Source organism: Hyphomicrobium sp. LHD-15 (assembly GCF_031157355.1).
GTDB lineage: Bacteria > Pseudomonadota > Alphaproteobacteria > Rhizobiales > Hyphomicrobiaceae > Hyphomicrobium_C.
This window is the reverse complement of record NZ_JAVIFT010000002.1, coordinates 208,857-224,073: the sequence shown is the minus strand read 5'-3', so window position 1 is coordinate 224,073 and position 15,217 is coordinate 208,857. Positions and strand designations below refer to the sequence as shown.

Genomic DNA, 15,217 nt, shown 5'->3' with positions numbered 1-15,217 from the left:
CTGTAAGCGATCCGGAACCTCAGAGCGCCGCATCGTCGGACTCACCCGTGCGGATGCGCAGGGTGTGTTCGATCGAGGACACAAAGATTTTTCCGTCACCGATCTGGCCGGTTTTCGCAGCCTTCACGATCGCCTCGACAGCCTTGTCGACCAGGGCTCCAGCAACGACGACCTCGAGCTTGATTTTAGGCAGGAAGCTCACCGCGTATTCAGCGCCGCGGTAGACCTCGGTATGCCCCTTCTGGCGACCGTAACCTTTGACTTCGGTAACGGTCATGCCCTGAAGGCCGATATCGGTCAGGTTCGACCGGACCTCCTCCAGCTTGAAGGGTTTGATGATGGCAGTGATCAGTTTCATGGAGAGCACCCCTTGAGTTTAGTCCCCCGCTCGGTTCGCAGGCGCGAGACAGGTCTCCGACTTGTCGCCAGCGACACTGCGGGCAACAATCGACGGAAGGAGAGTCAAGACCTGTGCCAGAATAAGGGGTTCCACGTAGGGGCTTGATACTATTCACTGTTTGGAAACGAGTGGTCGCAAATTAGCCATATCTGCCTACTCACCACGCACAATTTCTAGGCAAGAATCGCCTTATGCTCATCCATTAAGCAAAAAAGCCGCGTCTCCAAAGCGAACACGCTTCGGAGACGCGGCTGCAACCGTCCGGGAAACGGCTGGCGGCTTCTGCCGCCAGCCGAATGGTCTTACTGCACGACCTCGCCGTGCTGGTTGATGTCGAGGCCTTCGAGCTCCTCGGCTTCCGTCACGCGCAGGCCCATCACGACCTTGATCACCATGAGGATGACGAACGTCGCGATCGCGCACCAGGCAACGGTGGCGAGCACGCCGTAGATCTGGGTCCACACCTGGGCCACGTTGCCCTCGATCGCACCGGCCGTGCCACCGATCGCCTCGCGAGCGAACACGCCCGTGAGGATCGCACCGACGATGCCGCCGACGCCGTGGACACCCCACACGTCGAGGCTGTCGTCGTAACCCAACGCGCGCTTCACGCCCGTTGCGAAGATGTAGCAGACCACACCGGCAACCAGGCCGATGATGAGAGCACCCGTCGCATCGACGAAGCCGGCGGCCGGCGTGATGGCGACGAGACCGGCGATCGCGCCGGACGTGGCACCGAGCACGGTCGGCTTGCGATGCACGATCCACTCGACCACGAGCCAGCCGATGACGGCAGCCGCAGTGCAGACCTGCGTAACGAGGGCAGCGTTGGCAGCCGAGGCGTTAGCTGCTGCGGCCGAGCCAGCGTTGAAGCCGAACCAGCCCACCCAGAGCAGCGAGGCACCGATCAGCGTCAGCACGAGGTTGTGCGGAGCGAGGTTCTCGGTCCCATAGCCTTTGCGCTTGCCGAGAACGATCGCAGCCACGAGACCCGCGACACCGGCGTTGATGTGCACCACGGTGCCGCCGGCGAAGTCGAGCACGCCGTCCTTGGACAGGAAGCCGCCGCCCCACACCCAGTGGCAGACCGGTGCGTACACGATCAAACTCCACAGGACGAGAAAGACGATCAGGCTGGAGAACTTCATGCGCTCGACGACCGAGCCCACGATGAGCGCCGGGGTGATTGCGAAGAAGGTCATCTGGAAGACGACGAAGAGCGTTTCCGGGATTGTTCCCGAGAGCGCGTCCTTGGTTACGCCGGCCAGCAGCGCTTTCTCCAGGCCGCCGATGTAGGGCTGCAGATCGCCGCCATCGGTAAACGCCAGCGAGTAGCCGACGAGCATCCAGACCACCGAGAGAACGGCGACCGAGACGAACACCATTGCAGTGGTGTTCAGCACGTTCTTCTTGCGAACCATGCCGCCGTAGAAGAGCGCGAGGCCCGGGATGCTCATCATAAGCACGATGACCGTCGAAACCAGCAACCAGGCGGTGTCGCCCGAGTCGAGCGTCGGCGCAGCCTCGGCAGCCGGAGCCACCTCCTGGGCAAACGCCGTCGCGATGGGTAGGAGCGAGAGCGCCGCAGCGCCGCCAAGCGCGCTCGCCACCCGCGAGAATAGTCCAAGATTCATTTCCAAAACTCCTTGGTGATGACCATTAAGCCGCATCTCAAAGCGCCGCGTCGTTGGCCTCACCCGTGCGGATACGCAGGGTGTGCTCGATCGAGGAGACGAAAATCTTTCCGTCACCGATCTGGCCGGTTTTCGCAGCCTTCACGATTGCTTCGACGGCCTTGTCGACAAGGGCCCCGGAAACAACGACTTCGATTTTGATTTTGGGCAGGAAGCTCACGGCGTATTCGGCGCCGCGATAGACCTCGGTGTGACCCTTCTGGCGGCCGTAACCTTTGACTTCGGTAACGGTCATGCCCTGGAGACCGATGTCGGTCAGATTCGACCGCACCTCCTCGAGCTTGAAAGGCTTGATGATGGCAGTGATGAGTTTCATGAGCAGCACCCCCTTGTTTTGGTCTCGCTTTGAACATCGGCGCGAGAGACCTCCGAGTTGCCACTGGCGAAAAACCAGCAACAATCCAGAAGGGGATAGTCAAAAGACGTGCCAACTCAGCTATTGGCTTAGCCTTTGTTTTTATTGAATTTTAGCTATGCATCGACCCTACGCAATTGCACTTAGTGAATGCCTAGCAATTAGGCAGAAAATGGCCATTGCCCGCTATTTGATCAGAAACGCGGTTTCACGTTTGCGGATCAGCCCCTCTTGTGCGGTCGAGGCCACGAGCTCTCCATCCCGCGTGAAAAACGAGCCGCGGCAGAACCCGCGCGCGCCGGAAGCGTTGGGACTATCCTGCGAATACAACAGCCATTCGTCCGCCCGGAACGGCCGGTGAAACCAGATTGCGTGATCGAGACTCGCGAGCTGAATGTCCGCGTCGAACAACAGCTTGCCGTGCGCGATCAGCGCCGTATCGAGTAGCGTGAAATCGGAGGCGTAAGCGAGCACGCATTGATGCAGCCGGAAATCGTCCGGCAGCGGCCCGTTGGCCCTGAGCCAGATGTTCTGGCGCGGCGGATGCGGCTCGCGGCCGAGATAGCGCGACACATCCACCGGCCTAAGCTCGATGGGGTTTTCGCGCTTCCAGTAGCTCTGCATGTTCTTGGGCAGCGTATCGATCAGCCGCACCATCAATTCGCCCGCCGACGGTAATTCCTCGGGCGGCGGCACCTCGGGCATTTCGAGTGCGTGCTCGAAGCCTTCCTCGTGCTTGTGGAACGAGACGCTCATGGTGAAGATCGCTTGGCCACGCTGGATCGCCTTCACCCGCCGTGTGGTGAAACTGCCGCCGTCGCGCGTGCGCTCGACCTCGTAGAGGATGGGATGGGCCGGATCGCCCGCGAGCAGGAAATCGCCATGCAGCGAATGCACGGCCCTCGGCTCGTCGACTGTCCGCCCGGCCGCAACCAGCGCCTGGCCGAGCACCTGCCCGCCGTACACGCGCTGCCAGCCCACCTGCGGGGTCGTGCCCCTGAACAGATTGAGTTCGAGCGGTTCGAGATCGAGAACGTCGAGCAGCCCCGCCAGCGCGCGACAGGTTTGCTCAGGGCCAGCGGACATGGAGGTCTCTCTCAAAAGATGCTATCGACGGGACCGAAACGATGGGCCCGGCCGCAACGGCGGTCAAGCGACCCATCTTAAGTTGGCAACGGCATAATTTGCCCTGACAAGACTTCCATCGGTGCCCCCGTAACTATCGGTGCTCCATGCCTGACACACACTCAACGCGACGCTTTGACATTGTGATCGCGGGCGCGAGCTTCGCAGGGCTCGCCTTCGCCCGGGCCCTGCACACGGCCCTTGGCAGCGACCTTCGCATCGCCTTGATCGACCGCACCCAGCGCTCAGCCTCGCCCGCCCCGGAATCGCGGGCGTTCGCACTGTCGGCGGGCGCCCGCCGCATGCTCGAAACGCTGGGCGTTTGGGACGAGGTCGCGCCGCTGTCGCAGGCCGTGACCGAGATCGAGATCACGGACTCGAGCCTCGAAGCCGGCATCCGCCCGGTGCTGCTCAAATACGACAATCGCCTTACCCCAGACGCCGGCAACGAAACGACCGACGAGCCCGCGAGCTACATCGTGCCCGCCGCAGAACTGGAGCAGGCGCTCTATCGCTCGGTCGCGACAAGCCCCGGCATCAGCTTCATCGTTCCCGCCGAGATCGCCCGCTTTGCCGACACCGGAAGCGCCGTGGCCATTACGCTGCGCGACGGCTCCGAGATCGAAGCTTCGCTTCTCGTCGGCGCCGAAGGTCGCCGCTCCGCGTCGCGCGAAAGCGCCGGCATCAAGACCGTCGGCTGGCGCTACGGACAGACCGCCATTGTCGTTCTGATTGCCCACGAGCGCGCCCATGACGGCCGCGCCATCCAGCATTTCCTGCCCAACGGCCCGTTTGCGATTTTGCCGCTTCCCGGCAATCGTGCCTGCCTGACCTGGACCGAGGACGAGATCGAAGCTAAACGCATCCTCGCCCTCGACGACGCAGGCTTCCTCGCCGAGGTCGAAACCCGCGTTGCCGGCCGACTCGGCCGCGTCGAGCTTGCCGGTCCGCGCCAGTCGTGGCCGCTCGAAATGCATCTGGCGCGTGCCTATGTCGCCCCACGCTTCGCGCTGATCGGCGACGCCGCCCATGGTGTCCACCCGATCGCGGGCCAGGGCGTGAACCTCGCCTTCCGCGATGTCGCGGCGCTGAGCGAGATCGTGGTCGACACCCTGCGGCTTGGCCTCGATCCGGGCAGCCTGGAAGGACTTGGCCGCTATGAGCGCTGGCGGCGTTTCGACTCTGCGGTTTCGGCCGCCGCATTCGACGGCCTCAACAAACTCTTTTCGAACGATGCGCTGTTAGTCCGCGCCGCGCGCGATTTCGGCCTCGGATTGGTGGATCGCCTGCCGGCGCTGAAGAGCCGTCTCGTCTCCGAAGCCGCAGGCCTCACCGGCGATCTCCCGCGCCTCTTCAAATCCGAACCGCTTTAACGTCCCGCATCCAGCACACAGACTTACGCGTCGTCCGCAGCCTCGTCGCCGCCTGGCGTATCCCCCGCCTCAACTTCTTCTGGCGGCGCGAGCACGATGACACCGCCCGCGATGTCCACGCGCAGCACGACGTCGCCAGTCATCGGATAAAGCGCGGTGCGTTTCGCGCCCTCGGCGCGCACCTCCAGAATGTCGCCCGCCCCGTAGTTCAGAACCGAGATCACCGCACCCAGCGCCGCCCCCTCTTCTGTCACCGCCGACAGGCCGATCAGATCCGCATGGTAATATTCGCCCTCTTCCGGCGGCGGCAGCCGGTCACGCGCCACATGCAGCGCCACGCCCTTGAGTTTTTCCGCCTGCGTGCGGTCGCCGACCCCTTCGATCCGGCAGATGAGCCCTTTCGCGGTCACCCCCTCGACGCTCAACACATAGCTGGCACGTCCCGGCTCGTCCTCGAGCGGCCCATAGTCGGCGATCGCCTCCGGCTCAGCCGTATAGCTCCGCACCAGCACCGCGCCGCGAATGCCGTGCGCACCAAGAATATGACCGAGCAGCACACGCTGCTCCGACCCGCCCCCGTGGGAGCCGCCATCCTGCGTCATCACTGAAACCGTTTTATCAGCTAGCTCTTGAAGGCCCCGACATAACGAAGCTCGACCGTTATCGGAGCTCCCGCAACATCGACGACCGCCGACGACACCGGCTTCGGTTTCCGGAAGCGGCCCGACACATCCACCAACGCGCCATCCGGCCCGGCTTCGAGCCCCGTCAATAGAACGCCGTTTGGAGGAATGACGAGCCGCACCTCGACCATGATGTCGTCGCGCGCGGCATCATACGCATAACGACCCCGGAAAACACCCCCGTGCGGGTCGGATCCGAGGATCACGCCTCCGCGCAGCACCGCCAGTCCTTCGCCGCGAAAATCGCCGCCGTCCTCGGACGACCGGCTCTCGAAGCTCAACCCATAAACGCCGTCATCGAGCATGGGCACCGCCGCGTGCTGTCGAGCCCGTCACCGTTACTACGGGCCCAGGCCATGTCATCCCCGCCAAGACCCGACAAGAATCCGCCGCACCCGACGTGGGATTGAAAACGCTACCATAGATTGCAGCGCTGCGCGATTTCGCCTCATCGCATGATTAAAACGGGCTGGGGCCGACCGAGCCGCCGAGGACAGCCACGAAGCGTCCTGCAAGGCTCGCGCGCAACGTCTCGGCCCCAAAGATCCGACCCGGCAATCGGATCGGCTATTGCAGCCGCTCGAGCCTGTTGCCGATGGCAATCGCATAAAGCCAGAGCCGCCGTTCCTGGTCGGTCCAGTCTTCCATGTCAGGCTTTTCGTTCATGAGCGTGGTGCCTTGAACCAGCACCTCGTTGCGGCGGTCCCAGAGCGCCGCCTCGGATTCACTGAGATTGGATCTCAATGTCATTGCCGTCGTCCCCCGAATGTCCCGCAGAGACACCCAGTGACCGGATCTGGCCGGCCAAATGGCTGCCCCTGCCCCCAAGAGCCTACGCCGCATTCAGCCGTCACCCCCCAACAACGGGACGGCTTGTTCTCGAAGATATGACAATTCGCAGGGGTGTTCGAGATCGCAAGCAGCCAACTGTCGCATCCAGCCGGAATCGTGATGCAAATTTGCAGCGCTCCGAGTCTTTTGCCGCCACTTTGGAACAAAAACGCCCTTCAAAAAGGCAATGGGCACCCAACCGAAGCGGCTGGGTACCCATTGCGATGAACAAACAGCGCTGAACCGCGAACAGGCGCTTATGCGTCGCCGCCAGCGGCAGCAGCGGCGGCTTCCTCGGCGGCCTTGGCCTTGGCGGCCGCGCGCTCCTGAGCCTTCTTCTTCGGCTGCGACTTCTGAGGATTGTTGCGGACCTCGCGCTTCAGAACGCCGGCGCCGTCGAGCAGGCGAGCGACGCGATCCGTCGGCTGTGCGCCAACCGAGATCCAGTGCTTGCAACGGTCGAGGTTGAGCTTCACGCGCTCGGGGTTGTCCTTCTTGAGCATCGGATCGAAGGTTCCGATCTGCTCGATGTAGCGGCCGTCACGCGGCGAAGCGCTGTGCGCGACGACAACGTAGTAGTAGGGCCGCTTCTTTGCGCCACCGCGCGAAAGACGGATCTTGGCTGCCATAGTGAAAGTCCTTTCTTCTTGAGTCTTTGTTGTCTGCGTTGATGTGAGAGTTCGACGGATCGTTTCGCCTCGGGCCTTGAGAACCCGCGATGAGCTTCGCCGCCGGGTTCGCTATTTTTTCTTCCCCGGAAGTCCGGGAAACTTCGGGAGCCCTCCGCCCAGTCCGGGAAGACCGGGCAGACCGCCACCACCAAGACCCGGCAAGCGCGGAACTCCGCCGCCACCGAGCCCCGGCAAACCTTTCGGAAGTACGTCCTTCAAATCGGAAGGAAGCTGTTCGAGCGCCTTGGGATCGAGCTTTGCAAGCTCGCTCTGCATCTGCGCCATCTCGGCTTCGCTCGGTCCGCCACCGCCGCCCATGCCGAACATCTTCGACATCATGCCGCGGTTCTTGCCCATGGCGCGCATCATGTCGGCCATCTGGCGATGCATCTTGATGAGCTTGTTGATGTCCTCGACCTTGGTGCCGGAACCGGCGGCGATGCGCCGCTTGCGCTTGGCATCGAGAATTTTCGGTACGCGCCGCTCCTTGGGCGTCATCGACGAGATGATCGCACGCTGCCGCTTGACGATGCGGTCGTCGAGGTTCGCGGCATTGAGCTGCTGCTTGATCTTGCCGACGCCCGGCAGCATGCCGAGCACGCCGCCCATGCCCCCGATCTTCTCCATTTGCGCGAGCTGCTCGCCGAGATCCTCGAGGTCGAACTCGCCCTTCTTCATCTTCTGGGCGATCGACTTCGCCTTCTCGACGTCGATCGTCTGCGCGGCCTTCTCGACGAGGCCGACGATGTCGCCCATGCCGAGGATGCGGCCCGCGACGCGCTGCGGATCGAAATCCTCGAGCGCGTCCCATTTCTCGCCGGTACCGAGAAGCTTGATCGGCTTGCCGGTGACGGCGCGCATCGAGAGCGCGGCACCGCCGCGGCCATCGCCGTCGGCACGCGTCAGCACCGTTCCCGTGATGCCGAGCCGGCCGTCGAACGCCTTTGCCGTGTTGACGGCGTCCTGGCCGGTGAGGCTGTCGAGCACGAGCAGGATCTCGTGCGGCTGCGTCACGGCCTTGACCTCGGCGACCTCCGCCATCAGCTCTTCGTCGAGCGTGATGCGGCCAGCCGTATCGAGCATCACGACGTCGTATCCGCCGAGCCGCGCGGCCTCGATGGCACGCTTGGCGATCTGCACCGGCGTCTGCCCGGCGATGATCGGCAGCGTCGCAACTTCGGTCTGCTCACCGAGCACGCGAAGCTGCTCCTGCGCGGCGGGACGGCGCGTGTCGAGCGACGCCATCAGCACTTTCTTCTTGTCGCGCGTCTTGAGACGCCAGGCGATCTTGGCTGTCGTCGTCGTTTTACCGGAGCCTTGCAGACCGGCCATCAGGATCGCGACCGGCGGGCTCGCATGAAGATTGATCGGCTCGGCTTCGGAGCCGAGCGTGCGGACCAGTTCGTCGTTGACGATCTTGACGACCATCTGGCCGGGCGTGACCGACCGCAGCACCTCTTGGCCGATCGCCTTCGCCTTGACGCGATCGATGAAGTCGCGAACCACATCGAGCGCGACGTCGGCCTCGATCAGTGACCGGCGCACCTCCCGCATGGCCTCGGACACGTCGCTTTCCGAGAGCGCACCACGCTTGGTGAGCTTCTCGAAAACCTGGCCCAGACGATCGGAGAGCGATTGAAACATCGAAACCCTTTTGCGTAACGCGAAACGCACCCGAGGGCGCAACGCGCTGTCGGATGTGGACCCCCCTGTCTCCCGGCTACCGTTAAGAAGCCTTGTACAGGGCGGCGGCTCTGATAATCAGGGCCATCGGAATTTGCGCGCACCATCACCGATCAGCCGGCCGGTGTCAACGTCTCCCCCCGCTGAACGGCTCACAAAGGCCGGCGCGACGCCTTGTCCTGGGGGCATCACAGGGAAAACGCCCAAAAATGTGGGCATCAGGCGCGGATACAATTGCAAGAGACGACCCCCGGGAACCATAATTCCGCACGGTTCTGAGCCCAGGGAACAGGGGCCGGGGGAACAGGGGAGGACATTAATGTTTCGCAAGCGCACCCGCATGGTGGTGTCCGGCTGGGCTTTGACATCGGCGTTTGCCGTCGGTGGCTGCTCGACGGCGGGTGTGAACCCCTTCGCCAAATCCAACGATTTCGACCGCACCTTCATCAGCGCGGCGCAGACCTGGGACCTCGACAAGAACGGAACCGTGACCTGCGATGAGTGGACCCAGTACATCTCCACCTCGTTCCGCGAGGCCGATGCTAACGGCGACGGCGCCCTCGACGCAGAAGAATGGAAAGCGCTGGTCAAGGGCGATCGCCTGTTCGAGGTCGCCAACCTCTCGTACTACGACGCCAACGGCGATGGGCGCGTAACCCTGGATGAGTTGACCGGCAAACCGAATGTCGCGTTCAAGCTGCTCGACCGCAACCAGGACTGCCAGATCGATCGTACCGAGCAGGTCCAGGTCCGCGGCGTCGACAAGGAAAAGGCCAAGGAGACCGCCCCCGATACCACCGGACGCGGCCCCAACAACAGCCGATAACGGCTGCAATCAGCCCGGCTACTTCGGCTCCATCTTGACGATGCGCCCGTTCGCATCGTCGGTGACGAGATAGACGGCGCCGTCCGGACCTTGCTTCACGTCGCGCACGCGATCTCCGATGTCTTCGGCCAGCACTTCGTGTCCAACCACGGCACCGTCCTTCAAGACGAGCCGCTGGACCTGCATGTACTTGAGGCTGCCGACCAGAAAGTTGCCCTTCCACTCCGGAAAGAGATCGCCGGTGTAGATCAGCAGCGACGAGGTCGCGATCGACGGCTTCCAGTAGTACACGGGCTGCTCTAGCCCCGGCTTCTCCGTGATGCCCTCACCGACAGCGCCACCCGAGTACTCGATGCCGTACGTAATGACCGGCCAGCCGTAGTTCTTGCCGGTTTCCGGCTGATTGAGCTCGTCGCCGCCTTGCGGCCCGTGCTCCAGCGTCCAGAGTTTGTTCGTCGCGGTGTCCAGCGCAGCGCCCTGCACATTCCGGTGACCGATCGACCAGATCACGGGATCCCAGCCGTCTTGCGCCGGCTTCGAAGCGGCCGGCGTGCCGTCGGCTTTGATGTAGATGATCTTGCCGAGGGTGTTCTTCGGATTCTGGGCCTCACCTCTGATGCCGGCGTCGCTCCGCTCACCCACCGTCACGAATAGGTTTCCGTCCGGCAGGACGACGATGCGCGACCCGAAATGCAGGCTTCCGTTGTAGGCCGGCTGCTGGCGGAAAATGACCTTGAGATCCTGAAGCGCTCCGCCCTCGCCATCGAGAACGAGCTTGGCACTGGCTACGCTGGTGCCATTCTTGCCGCCGTCGCGCGGCTCCGAATAGGAAAGATAGATTTGCCCGCTGGTCGCGAAGTCGTTGGCCAGCGCCACGTCGAGCAGACCGCCTTGGCCCCTGTCGACGACATCCGGCACACCCACGATCGGTTTGCCGACTTTGCCGTCTTTCTCGACCACCCGGAGCCGGCCCGGTTTCTCTGTGACGAGCATGCGGCCGTCCGGCAGGAATTCGAGCGCCCACGGATTTTCGAGCCCTTTGGCCACCGTCGTGAGCTTGATCGCAGTCTTCGACAGTTCGGGAGCATTCGTCTGCACCGCTAAGGCTGGCGCGGCGCTCATTAAGAACAGAAGTGGTGCGGAGACGGACAGTCGATAGCTCATGAAAACCTCATTTCCTGGGTTCCGATCCTTCGAACCCCATGTAGGTCCTCGAAACCGATTTCCGAGGGGGCCACACCCTTTTTCGGCCCCTCGGTAGATCGGCTCGCTCAATTGTCTTTTCGCGCTGCTTCGCCCATATAGTCGCCCCATGACCGCACCCGCCTCCCACCGCTATGTAAAGATGAACGGCCTCGGCAACGAGATCGTCGTGCTCGATCTCCGTGGCGGAGAGCGAAGCCTAAAGACGGATGAAATCAAGGCGGTAGCCGAAAACCCAAAGACCGCATTCGATCAGATGATGGTGCTGCACCCGCCGCGCACGCCTGGCACTGAAGCTTTCGTTCTGATCTTCAACACCGACGGATCGGAATCGGCCGCCTGCGGCAACGGAACGCGCTGCATCGGCTGGCTCGAACGCGAGCACACCGGCAAGAGCGACCTGCGCTTCGAAACCCGCGCCGGAATTCTGCCGGTCGCGGTGCAGGATATGTCCGCCATCACCGTTGACATGGGCGAGCCGCATTTCGGCTGGGCCGAGATCCCGCTGTCGGAACCGTTCCACGACACCCGCGCCATCGAGCTGCAGATCGGCCCGATCGACAATCCCGTGCTGCATTCCCCGTCGGTGGTGAACGTCGGCAATCCCCACGTGGTATTCTGGGTCGACAAGCCTGTCGAAAGCTACGACCTCGGCCGTTTCGGCCCGCTGATCGAGAACCATCCGTTGTTTCCGGAGCGCGTCAACGTCACCATCGCGGACGTAACCTCGCGCACGTCCATCAAGATTCGTACCTGGGAACGCGGCGCCGGCCTGACGCGGGCGTGCGGCACCGCCGCCTGTGCGACCGCCGTCTCGGCCATGCGCAAGAGGCTCACCGATCGTAAGGTAACTGTAACTCTGCCTGGCGGCCCGCTTGCCATAGAATGGACGGCGAGCAACCGCATTCTCATGACCGGCCCGGTGGAAATGGAGCACGAGGGCACTCTGGAAACCGAGCTTGCAGCCGCGGCCAAGTCATGAATGCGCCGGAACGTGTTGATTTCGCGCGTGAATTAATCTGCCCCCACAAACACATAGAGCGCGTTTGCATCGAATGACCCAATTCAAGCCATCGCGAGCATGCTCTAAGGAGCAACCCTGCCTTGTCCCACCGGGCCGTTTGCCCTAATCAGCCCGGTGAACTCTTTTGCCGAATTCCCATAACGTGATGTCGTCCGAACCCCTGATCGTAACGCTCGGCTGCCGCCTCAACGCCTACGAGTCCGAGGTGATGCGAAGCCATGCCGTCGCCGCCGGACTCGGCGATTGCGTGATCGTGAACACGTGCGCCGTGACAGGCGAGGCCGTGAGCCAGGCCAAGCAGACCATTCGCAAGCTGCGCCGTGAGCGCCCCTCGGCGCGCCTCATCGTGACCGGCTGCGCCGCCCAACTCGAACCCGAGCGCTTCGCAGAGATCGAGGGCGTGGATCATGTGATCGGCAACGCCGAGAAGCTCGAGCCCGCAACCTTCCACGCTCTCTCGACCGAAAGCCTCGCCCGCGTTGCAGTCGACGACATCATGAGCGTCAAGGAAACGGCGCTGCACATGATCGACAGTTTCGGCACGCGCGCCCACGCCTTCGTCCAGATTCAGAACGGCTGCGATCATCGCTGCACCTTCTGCACCATTCCGCTCGGCCGCGGACCTTCGCGCTCGGTACCGGCCGGCGAAGTCGTCGCTCAGGTTAGGAAGTTGATCGAAGCCGGCTACCCCGAGATCGTGCTGACCGGCGTCGACATCACGTCCTATGGCACCGACCTGCCGGGCACCGCTTCCCTCGGCCGTCTCGTGAAACAGGTGCTGACACACGTTCCGGAGCTGCGCCGCCTGCGGCTTTCCTCGATCGACCAGGTCGAAGCCGACGCGCATCTTCTTGAGGCCATCGCCACCGAGCCCCGCCTGATGCCGCATCTCCATCTCTCGCTGCAGGCCGGCGACGATATGATCCTGAAGCGCATGAAGCGCCGCCACCTGCGCGACGACGCCATCCGCTTTTGCGAGACCGTGCGCAAGTTGCGGCCCGAGGTCGTATTCGGCGCCGATCTCATCGCCGGCTTCCCGACCGAGACCGACGAGATGTTCGAAAACACGCTGGATATCGTCGAGCGCTGCGGCTTGACCTACCTCCACGTCTTTCCGTTCTCGCCGCGCAAGGGAACGCCGGCCGCGCGCATGCCGCAGGTGGCACACGCCGCCATCAAGGAAAGAGCCGCTCGTTTGCGCGAAGCAGGCAGCCGCGTTTATGAGCGCTTCCTCGATCGCCAGCAGGGCGAGCGGATCGAGCTTCTGATGGAACGCGAAGATACGGGACGCACCCCGCAGTACGCTGAGGTTCGCGTCGATCGCAAGGCGCCGATCGGCACGTTCCAATGGGCAACCCTCGGCCACAACGATGGCCGCCGGTTGAATGGGATGGTGGCCGCGTGACCGGAACCGAACCCAAAAAGAAGGGCTTTCTGAGCCGTTGGCTGGGCACGTCCGAGCCTGCGCCCTTGGAAGACCCCACCTCAACGGCACCAGCATCCGAAGAGATCGCCCCCGTCACGCCAGCTGAACCTGTCGAGCCGATCCCGGCTGAAGCAACCGCCTCGCCGGCAACACCGGAAGAGACCGTCGAGTCCCAGCCGACCGCCGAACCCGAACCACCTGCACCGGACGCTGCCGCACCCGCGCCCGCCGAACCGGCACGCAAAGGCTGGTTCGAACGCCTGAAGTCCGGGCTCTCGAAAACATCCACGCGCCTCACCGAAAGCATCACCGGCCTCGTCACCAAGCGGAAGCTCGACCAGGACACGCTCGACGAGCTGGAGGAAGTGCTGCTCGCAGCCGACCTCGGCATCGAAACCTCCGAGCGCATCACCGCCGCCATCGCTAAAGGCCGCTTCGAAAAAACCATCGCTGCCAATGAGGTCCGCGAGATCCTGGCCGAGGAAGTCGCGCGCGTGCTCGAGCCGGTTGCCAAGCCCCTCGTGATCGACGAAACGCGCAAGCCCCATGTCGTGCTCGTCCTCGGCGTCAACGGCAGCGGCAAAACCACGACGATCGGCAAGCTCTCCGCGAAGCTCTCGCGTGAAGGTCGCCGCGTCATGCTGGCAGCCGGCGACACCTTCCGCGCCGCCGCCATCGACCAGCTCAAAGTCTGGGGCGAACGCACCGGCGTGCCGGTACTGGCGCGCGATGTCGGATCGGACGCCTCCGGCCTCGCCTTCGACGCTATCAAGCAGGCCCAGGAAGGCGGCTACGACGTCCTGCTCGTCGATACCGCCGGACGTCTTCAGAACAAGGAAGGCCTGATGGCCGAGCTCGAGAAAGTCGTGCGCGTCATGCGCAAGGTCGATGCGACCGCGCCCCACGACGTGCTTCTCGTGCTCGACGCCACCACCGGCCAGAACGCTATGCAGCAAGTCGAGGTATTTCGGGAGCGCGCCGGCGTCACCGGCCTCGTCATGACCAAGCTCGACGGCACCGCCCGCGGCGGCATCCTGGTCGCCATCGCGGCGCGCCATGGTTTGCCGGTCCATGCCATCGGCGTCGGCGAAAGCGTCGACGATCTGCAATCTTTCTCTGCCAAGGACTATGCACGCGCTATCGCCGAAATTTAACGACGAAGGTGTGGAGCTCGTGCGCCAAGTGCGCATCGGGCTGTTTCACCACCACAATCGAAGGTCACGAAGCCCTATGAGCCGTCACCGCCTTTACCCGTTCAACGCCGAGCAGACCGTCAACATCCTGAGCGAATTCGGCCCGCTGGTGACGATGTTCATCGTCAACGCGCTCTACGGCATCAATGCCGGCACGTGGGCTTTGATCCTCACCACGCTGCTCGCGATCGTCGCGATGATCTACATGTTCCGCCGGCCACCGGTTTTTCCGCTGATCGCCTCGACCGTCACCATCGTCTTCGGCGCGCTGACGCTGATCACCCACGACCCGATGTGGGTGCAGATCAAGGTCACGATCTTCAACGCGCTGTTCGCGCTGTTCCTGTTCGTCGGCCTATGGACCAACAGAAACTTCTTCCAGTACGTCTTCGAGAAGACGTTCCACTACACGAAGGAAGGCTGGGACCAGTTCACGCGCAGCTTCGCCTGGTTCTTTCTCTTCACAGCCGTACTGAACGAAGTCGTCCGGCTCTCGTTCAAGGATGACCACACCTATACGATCCTGGGGCACGCCATGAACGGCGTCGATATCTGGATCGCCTTCAAGCTGTTCATCGTCTTGCCGATAAGCGGCCTTTACGCTTGGCTGCTGACCAAATGGATGAGCAAGCATCATCTGTAATGTGCGAATGGGCTTACAGCCGATAAAATAGCGTCAACGACGCGGAGTCACCGCCAGCGCAGATCGGGATCTGGATACGCCTGAGCT

At 63.1% G+C, this 15,217-nt stretch carries 16 protein-coding genes; 6 read left to right on the top strand and 10 right to left on the bottom strand.

The genetic code is table 11. The features are described 5' to 3' along the window. Positions 1–19: 19 nt before the first annotated feature. The 4 genes from RCO24_RS07780 to tesB form a co-directional block, all read right to left on the bottom strand. Positions 20–358, bottom strand: a complete 339-nt coding sequence (locus tag RCO24_RS07780; RefSeq protein WP_308961258.1) for a P-II family nitrogen regulator — start codon at positions 356–358, stop codon at positions 20–22. A 344-nt stretch (positions 359–702) separates the two neighbouring features. After that, complete coding sequence (locus RCO24_RS07775; protein WP_308961257.1) at positions 703–2,034, bottom strand: ammonium transporter; 1,332 nt, start codon at positions 2,032–2,034, stop codon at positions 703–705. 37 nt (positions 2,035–2,071) lie between these two features. Further along, positions 2,072–2,410 carry a P-II family nitrogen regulator gene (locus tag RCO24_RS07770; protein ID WP_308961256.1) on the bottom strand — a complete coding sequence of 113 codons (339 nt, stop codon included), beginning with the start codon at positions 2,408–2,410 and terminating at the stop codon, positions 2,072–2,074. A 225-nt stretch (positions 2,411–2,635) separates the two neighbouring features. Continuing rightward, entirely contained in the window at positions 2,636–3,535 is a 900-nt protein-coding gene (tesB, locus tag RCO24_RS07765; protein ID WP_308961254.1) for an acyl-CoA thioesterase II, read from the bottom strand. Positions 3,536–3,681: 146 nt separating this feature from the next. Here tesB and RCO24_RS07760 point away from each other — a divergent pair, with 146 nt between their 5' ends. After that, positions 3,682–4,947 carry an FAD-dependent monooxygenase gene (locus RCO24_RS07760; RefSeq protein WP_308961253.1) on the top strand — a complete coding sequence of 422 codons (1,266 nt, stop codon included), beginning with the start codon at positions 3,682–3,684 and terminating at the stop codon, positions 4,945–4,947. Between the two features lie 23 nt (positions 4,948–4,970). Here the strand turns inward: RCO24_RS07760 and rimM are convergent, their stop codons facing one another. The 5 genes from rimM to ffh all read right to left on the bottom strand — a co-directional run bounded on the left by rimM (position 4,971) and on the right by ffh (position 8,776). Then, complete coding sequence (rimM, locus tag RCO24_RS07755) at positions 4,971–5,504, bottom strand: ribosome maturation factor RimM (protein ID WP_308961251.1); 534 nt, start codon at positions 5,502–5,504, stop codon at positions 4,971–4,973. 65 nt (positions 5,505–5,569) lie between these two features. Then, complete coding sequence (locus RCO24_RS07750; protein WP_308961250.1) at positions 5,570–5,935, bottom strand: hypothetical protein; 366 nt, start codon at positions 5,933–5,935, stop codon at positions 5,570–5,572. Between the two features lie 262 nt (positions 5,936–6,197). Next, positions 6,198–6,380 carry a hypothetical protein gene (locus tag RCO24_RS07745; RefSeq protein WP_308961248.1) on the bottom strand — a complete coding sequence of 61 codons (183 nt, stop codon included), beginning with the start codon at positions 6,378–6,380 and terminating at the stop codon, positions 6,198–6,200. A gap of 338 nt (positions 6,381–6,718) precedes the next feature. After that, positions 6,719–7,090 carry a 30S ribosomal protein S16 gene (gene rpsP / locus RCO24_RS07740; protein ID WP_308961246.1) on the bottom strand — a complete coding sequence of 124 codons (372 nt, stop codon included), beginning with the start codon at positions 7,088–7,090 and terminating at the stop codon, positions 6,719–6,721. A gap of 111 nt (positions 7,091–7,201) precedes the next feature. Then, complete coding sequence (ffh, locus tag RCO24_RS07735) at positions 7,202–8,776, bottom strand: signal recognition particle protein (protein ID WP_308961244.1); 1,575 nt, start codon at positions 8,774–8,776, stop codon at positions 7,202–7,204. A gap of 358 nt (positions 8,777–9,134) precedes the next feature. Here ffh and RCO24_RS07730 point away from each other — a divergent pair, with 358 nt between their 5' ends. After that, a complete protein-coding gene (locus RCO24_RS07730) occupies positions 9,135–9,641 on the top strand; it encodes an EF-hand domain-containing protein (RefSeq protein ID WP_308961242.1) in 507 nt (168 codons plus the stop codon). Positions 9,642–9,659: 18 nt separating this feature from the next. On the opposite strand, the gene RCO24_RS07725 is transcribed toward RCO24_RS07730, so the two are convergent. Continuing rightward, positions 9,660–10,805 (bottom strand): PQQ-dependent sugar dehydrogenase, encoded by a 1,146-nt coding sequence (locus tag RCO24_RS07725; protein ID WP_308961240.1) that lies wholly within the window; start codon positions 10,803–10,805, stop codon positions 9,660–9,662. A 148-nt stretch (positions 10,806–10,953) separates the two neighbouring features. On the opposite strand from RCO24_RS07725, the gene dapF reads away from it, so the two are divergent. The 4 genes from dapF (at position 10,954) to RCO24_RS07705 (ending at position 15,130) form a co-directional block, all read left to right on the top strand. Next, positions 10,954–11,826 carry a diaminopimelate epimerase gene (gene dapF / locus RCO24_RS07720; RefSeq protein ID WP_308961239.1) on the top strand — a complete coding sequence of 291 codons (873 nt, stop codon included), beginning with the start codon at positions 10,954–10,956 and terminating at the stop codon, positions 11,824–11,826. Between the two features lie 187 nt (positions 11,827–12,013). After that, positions 12,014–13,273 carry a tRNA (N(6)-L-threonylcarbamoyladenosine(37)-C(2))-methylthiotransferase MtaB gene (gene mtaB, locus RCO24_RS07715; protein ID WP_308961237.1) on the top strand — a complete coding sequence of 420 codons (1,260 nt, stop codon included), beginning with the start codon at positions 12,014–12,016 and terminating at the stop codon, positions 13,271–13,273. Further along, positions 13,270–14,448: a signal recognition particle-docking protein FtsY gene (gene ftsY / locus RCO24_RS07710; RefSeq protein WP_308961236.1), complete on the top strand. Its 1,179-nt coding sequence runs from the start codon at positions 13,270–13,272 to the stop codon at positions 14,446–14,448. The genes mtaB and ftsY overlap by 4 nt, the downstream gene beginning before the upstream one ends. A gap of 76 nt (positions 14,449–14,524) precedes the next feature. After that, positions 14,525–15,130: a septation protein IspZ gene (locus tag RCO24_RS07705; protein ID WP_308961234.1), complete on the top strand. Its 606-nt coding sequence runs from the start codon at positions 14,525–14,527 to the stop codon at positions 15,128–15,130. The last annotated feature ends 87 nt before the right edge of the window (positions 15,131–15,217 follow it).

Coding starts and splice junctions, on each gene's coding strand:
- ffh (WP_308961244.1), bottom strand. CDS start 8,776: ATGTTTCAATCGCTCTCCGATCGTCTGGGCCAGGTTTTCGAGAAGCTC.
- RCO24_RS07750 (WP_308961250.1), bottom strand. CDS start 5,935: ATGCTCGATGACGGCGTTTATGGGTTGAGCTTCGAGAGCCGGTCGTCC.
- tesB (WP_308961254.1), bottom strand. CDS start 3,535: ATGTCCGCTGGCCCTGAGCAAACCTGTCGCGCGCTGGCGGGGCTGCTC.
- RCO24_RS07770 (WP_308961256.1), bottom strand. CDS start 2,410: ATGAAACTCATCACTGCCATCATCAAGCCTTTCAAGCTCGAGGAGGTG.
- RCO24_RS07725 (WP_308961240.1), bottom strand. CDS start 10,805: ATGAGCTATCGACTGTCCGTCTCCGCACCACTTCTGTTCTTAATGAGC.
- rpsP (WP_308961246.1), bottom strand. CDS start 7,090: ATGGCAGCCAAGATCCGTCTTTCGCGCGGTGGCGCAAAGAAGCGGCCC.
- RCO24_RS07775 (WP_308961257.1), bottom strand. CDS start 2,034: ATGAATCTTGGACTATTCTCGCGGGTGGCGAGCGCGCTTGGCGGCGCT.
- RCO24_RS07760 (WP_308961253.1), top strand. CDS start 3,682: ATGCCTGACACACACTCAACGCGACGCTTTGACATTGTGATCGCGGGC.
- dapF (WP_308961239.1), top strand. CDS start 10,954: ATGACCGCACCCGCCTCCCACCGCTATGTAAAGATGAACGGCCTCGGC.
- RCO24_RS07780 (WP_308961258.1), bottom strand. CDS start 358: ATGAAACTGATCACTGCCATCATCAAACCCTTCAAGCTGGAGGAGGTC.
- RCO24_RS07705 (WP_308961234.1), top strand. CDS start 14,525: ATGAGCCGTCACCGCCTTTACCCGTTCAACGCCGAGCAGACCGTCAAC.
- mtaB (WP_308961237.1), top strand. CDS start 12,014: ATGTCGTCCGAACCCCTGATCGTAACGCTCGGCTGCCGCCTCAACGCC.
- RCO24_RS07730 (WP_308961242.1), top strand. CDS start 9,135: ATGTTTCGCAAGCGCACCCGCATGGTGGTGTCCGGCTGGGCTTTGACA.
- RCO24_RS07745 (WP_308961248.1), bottom strand. CDS start 6,380: ATGACATTGAGATCCAATCTCAGTGAATCCGAGGCGGCGCTCTGGGAC.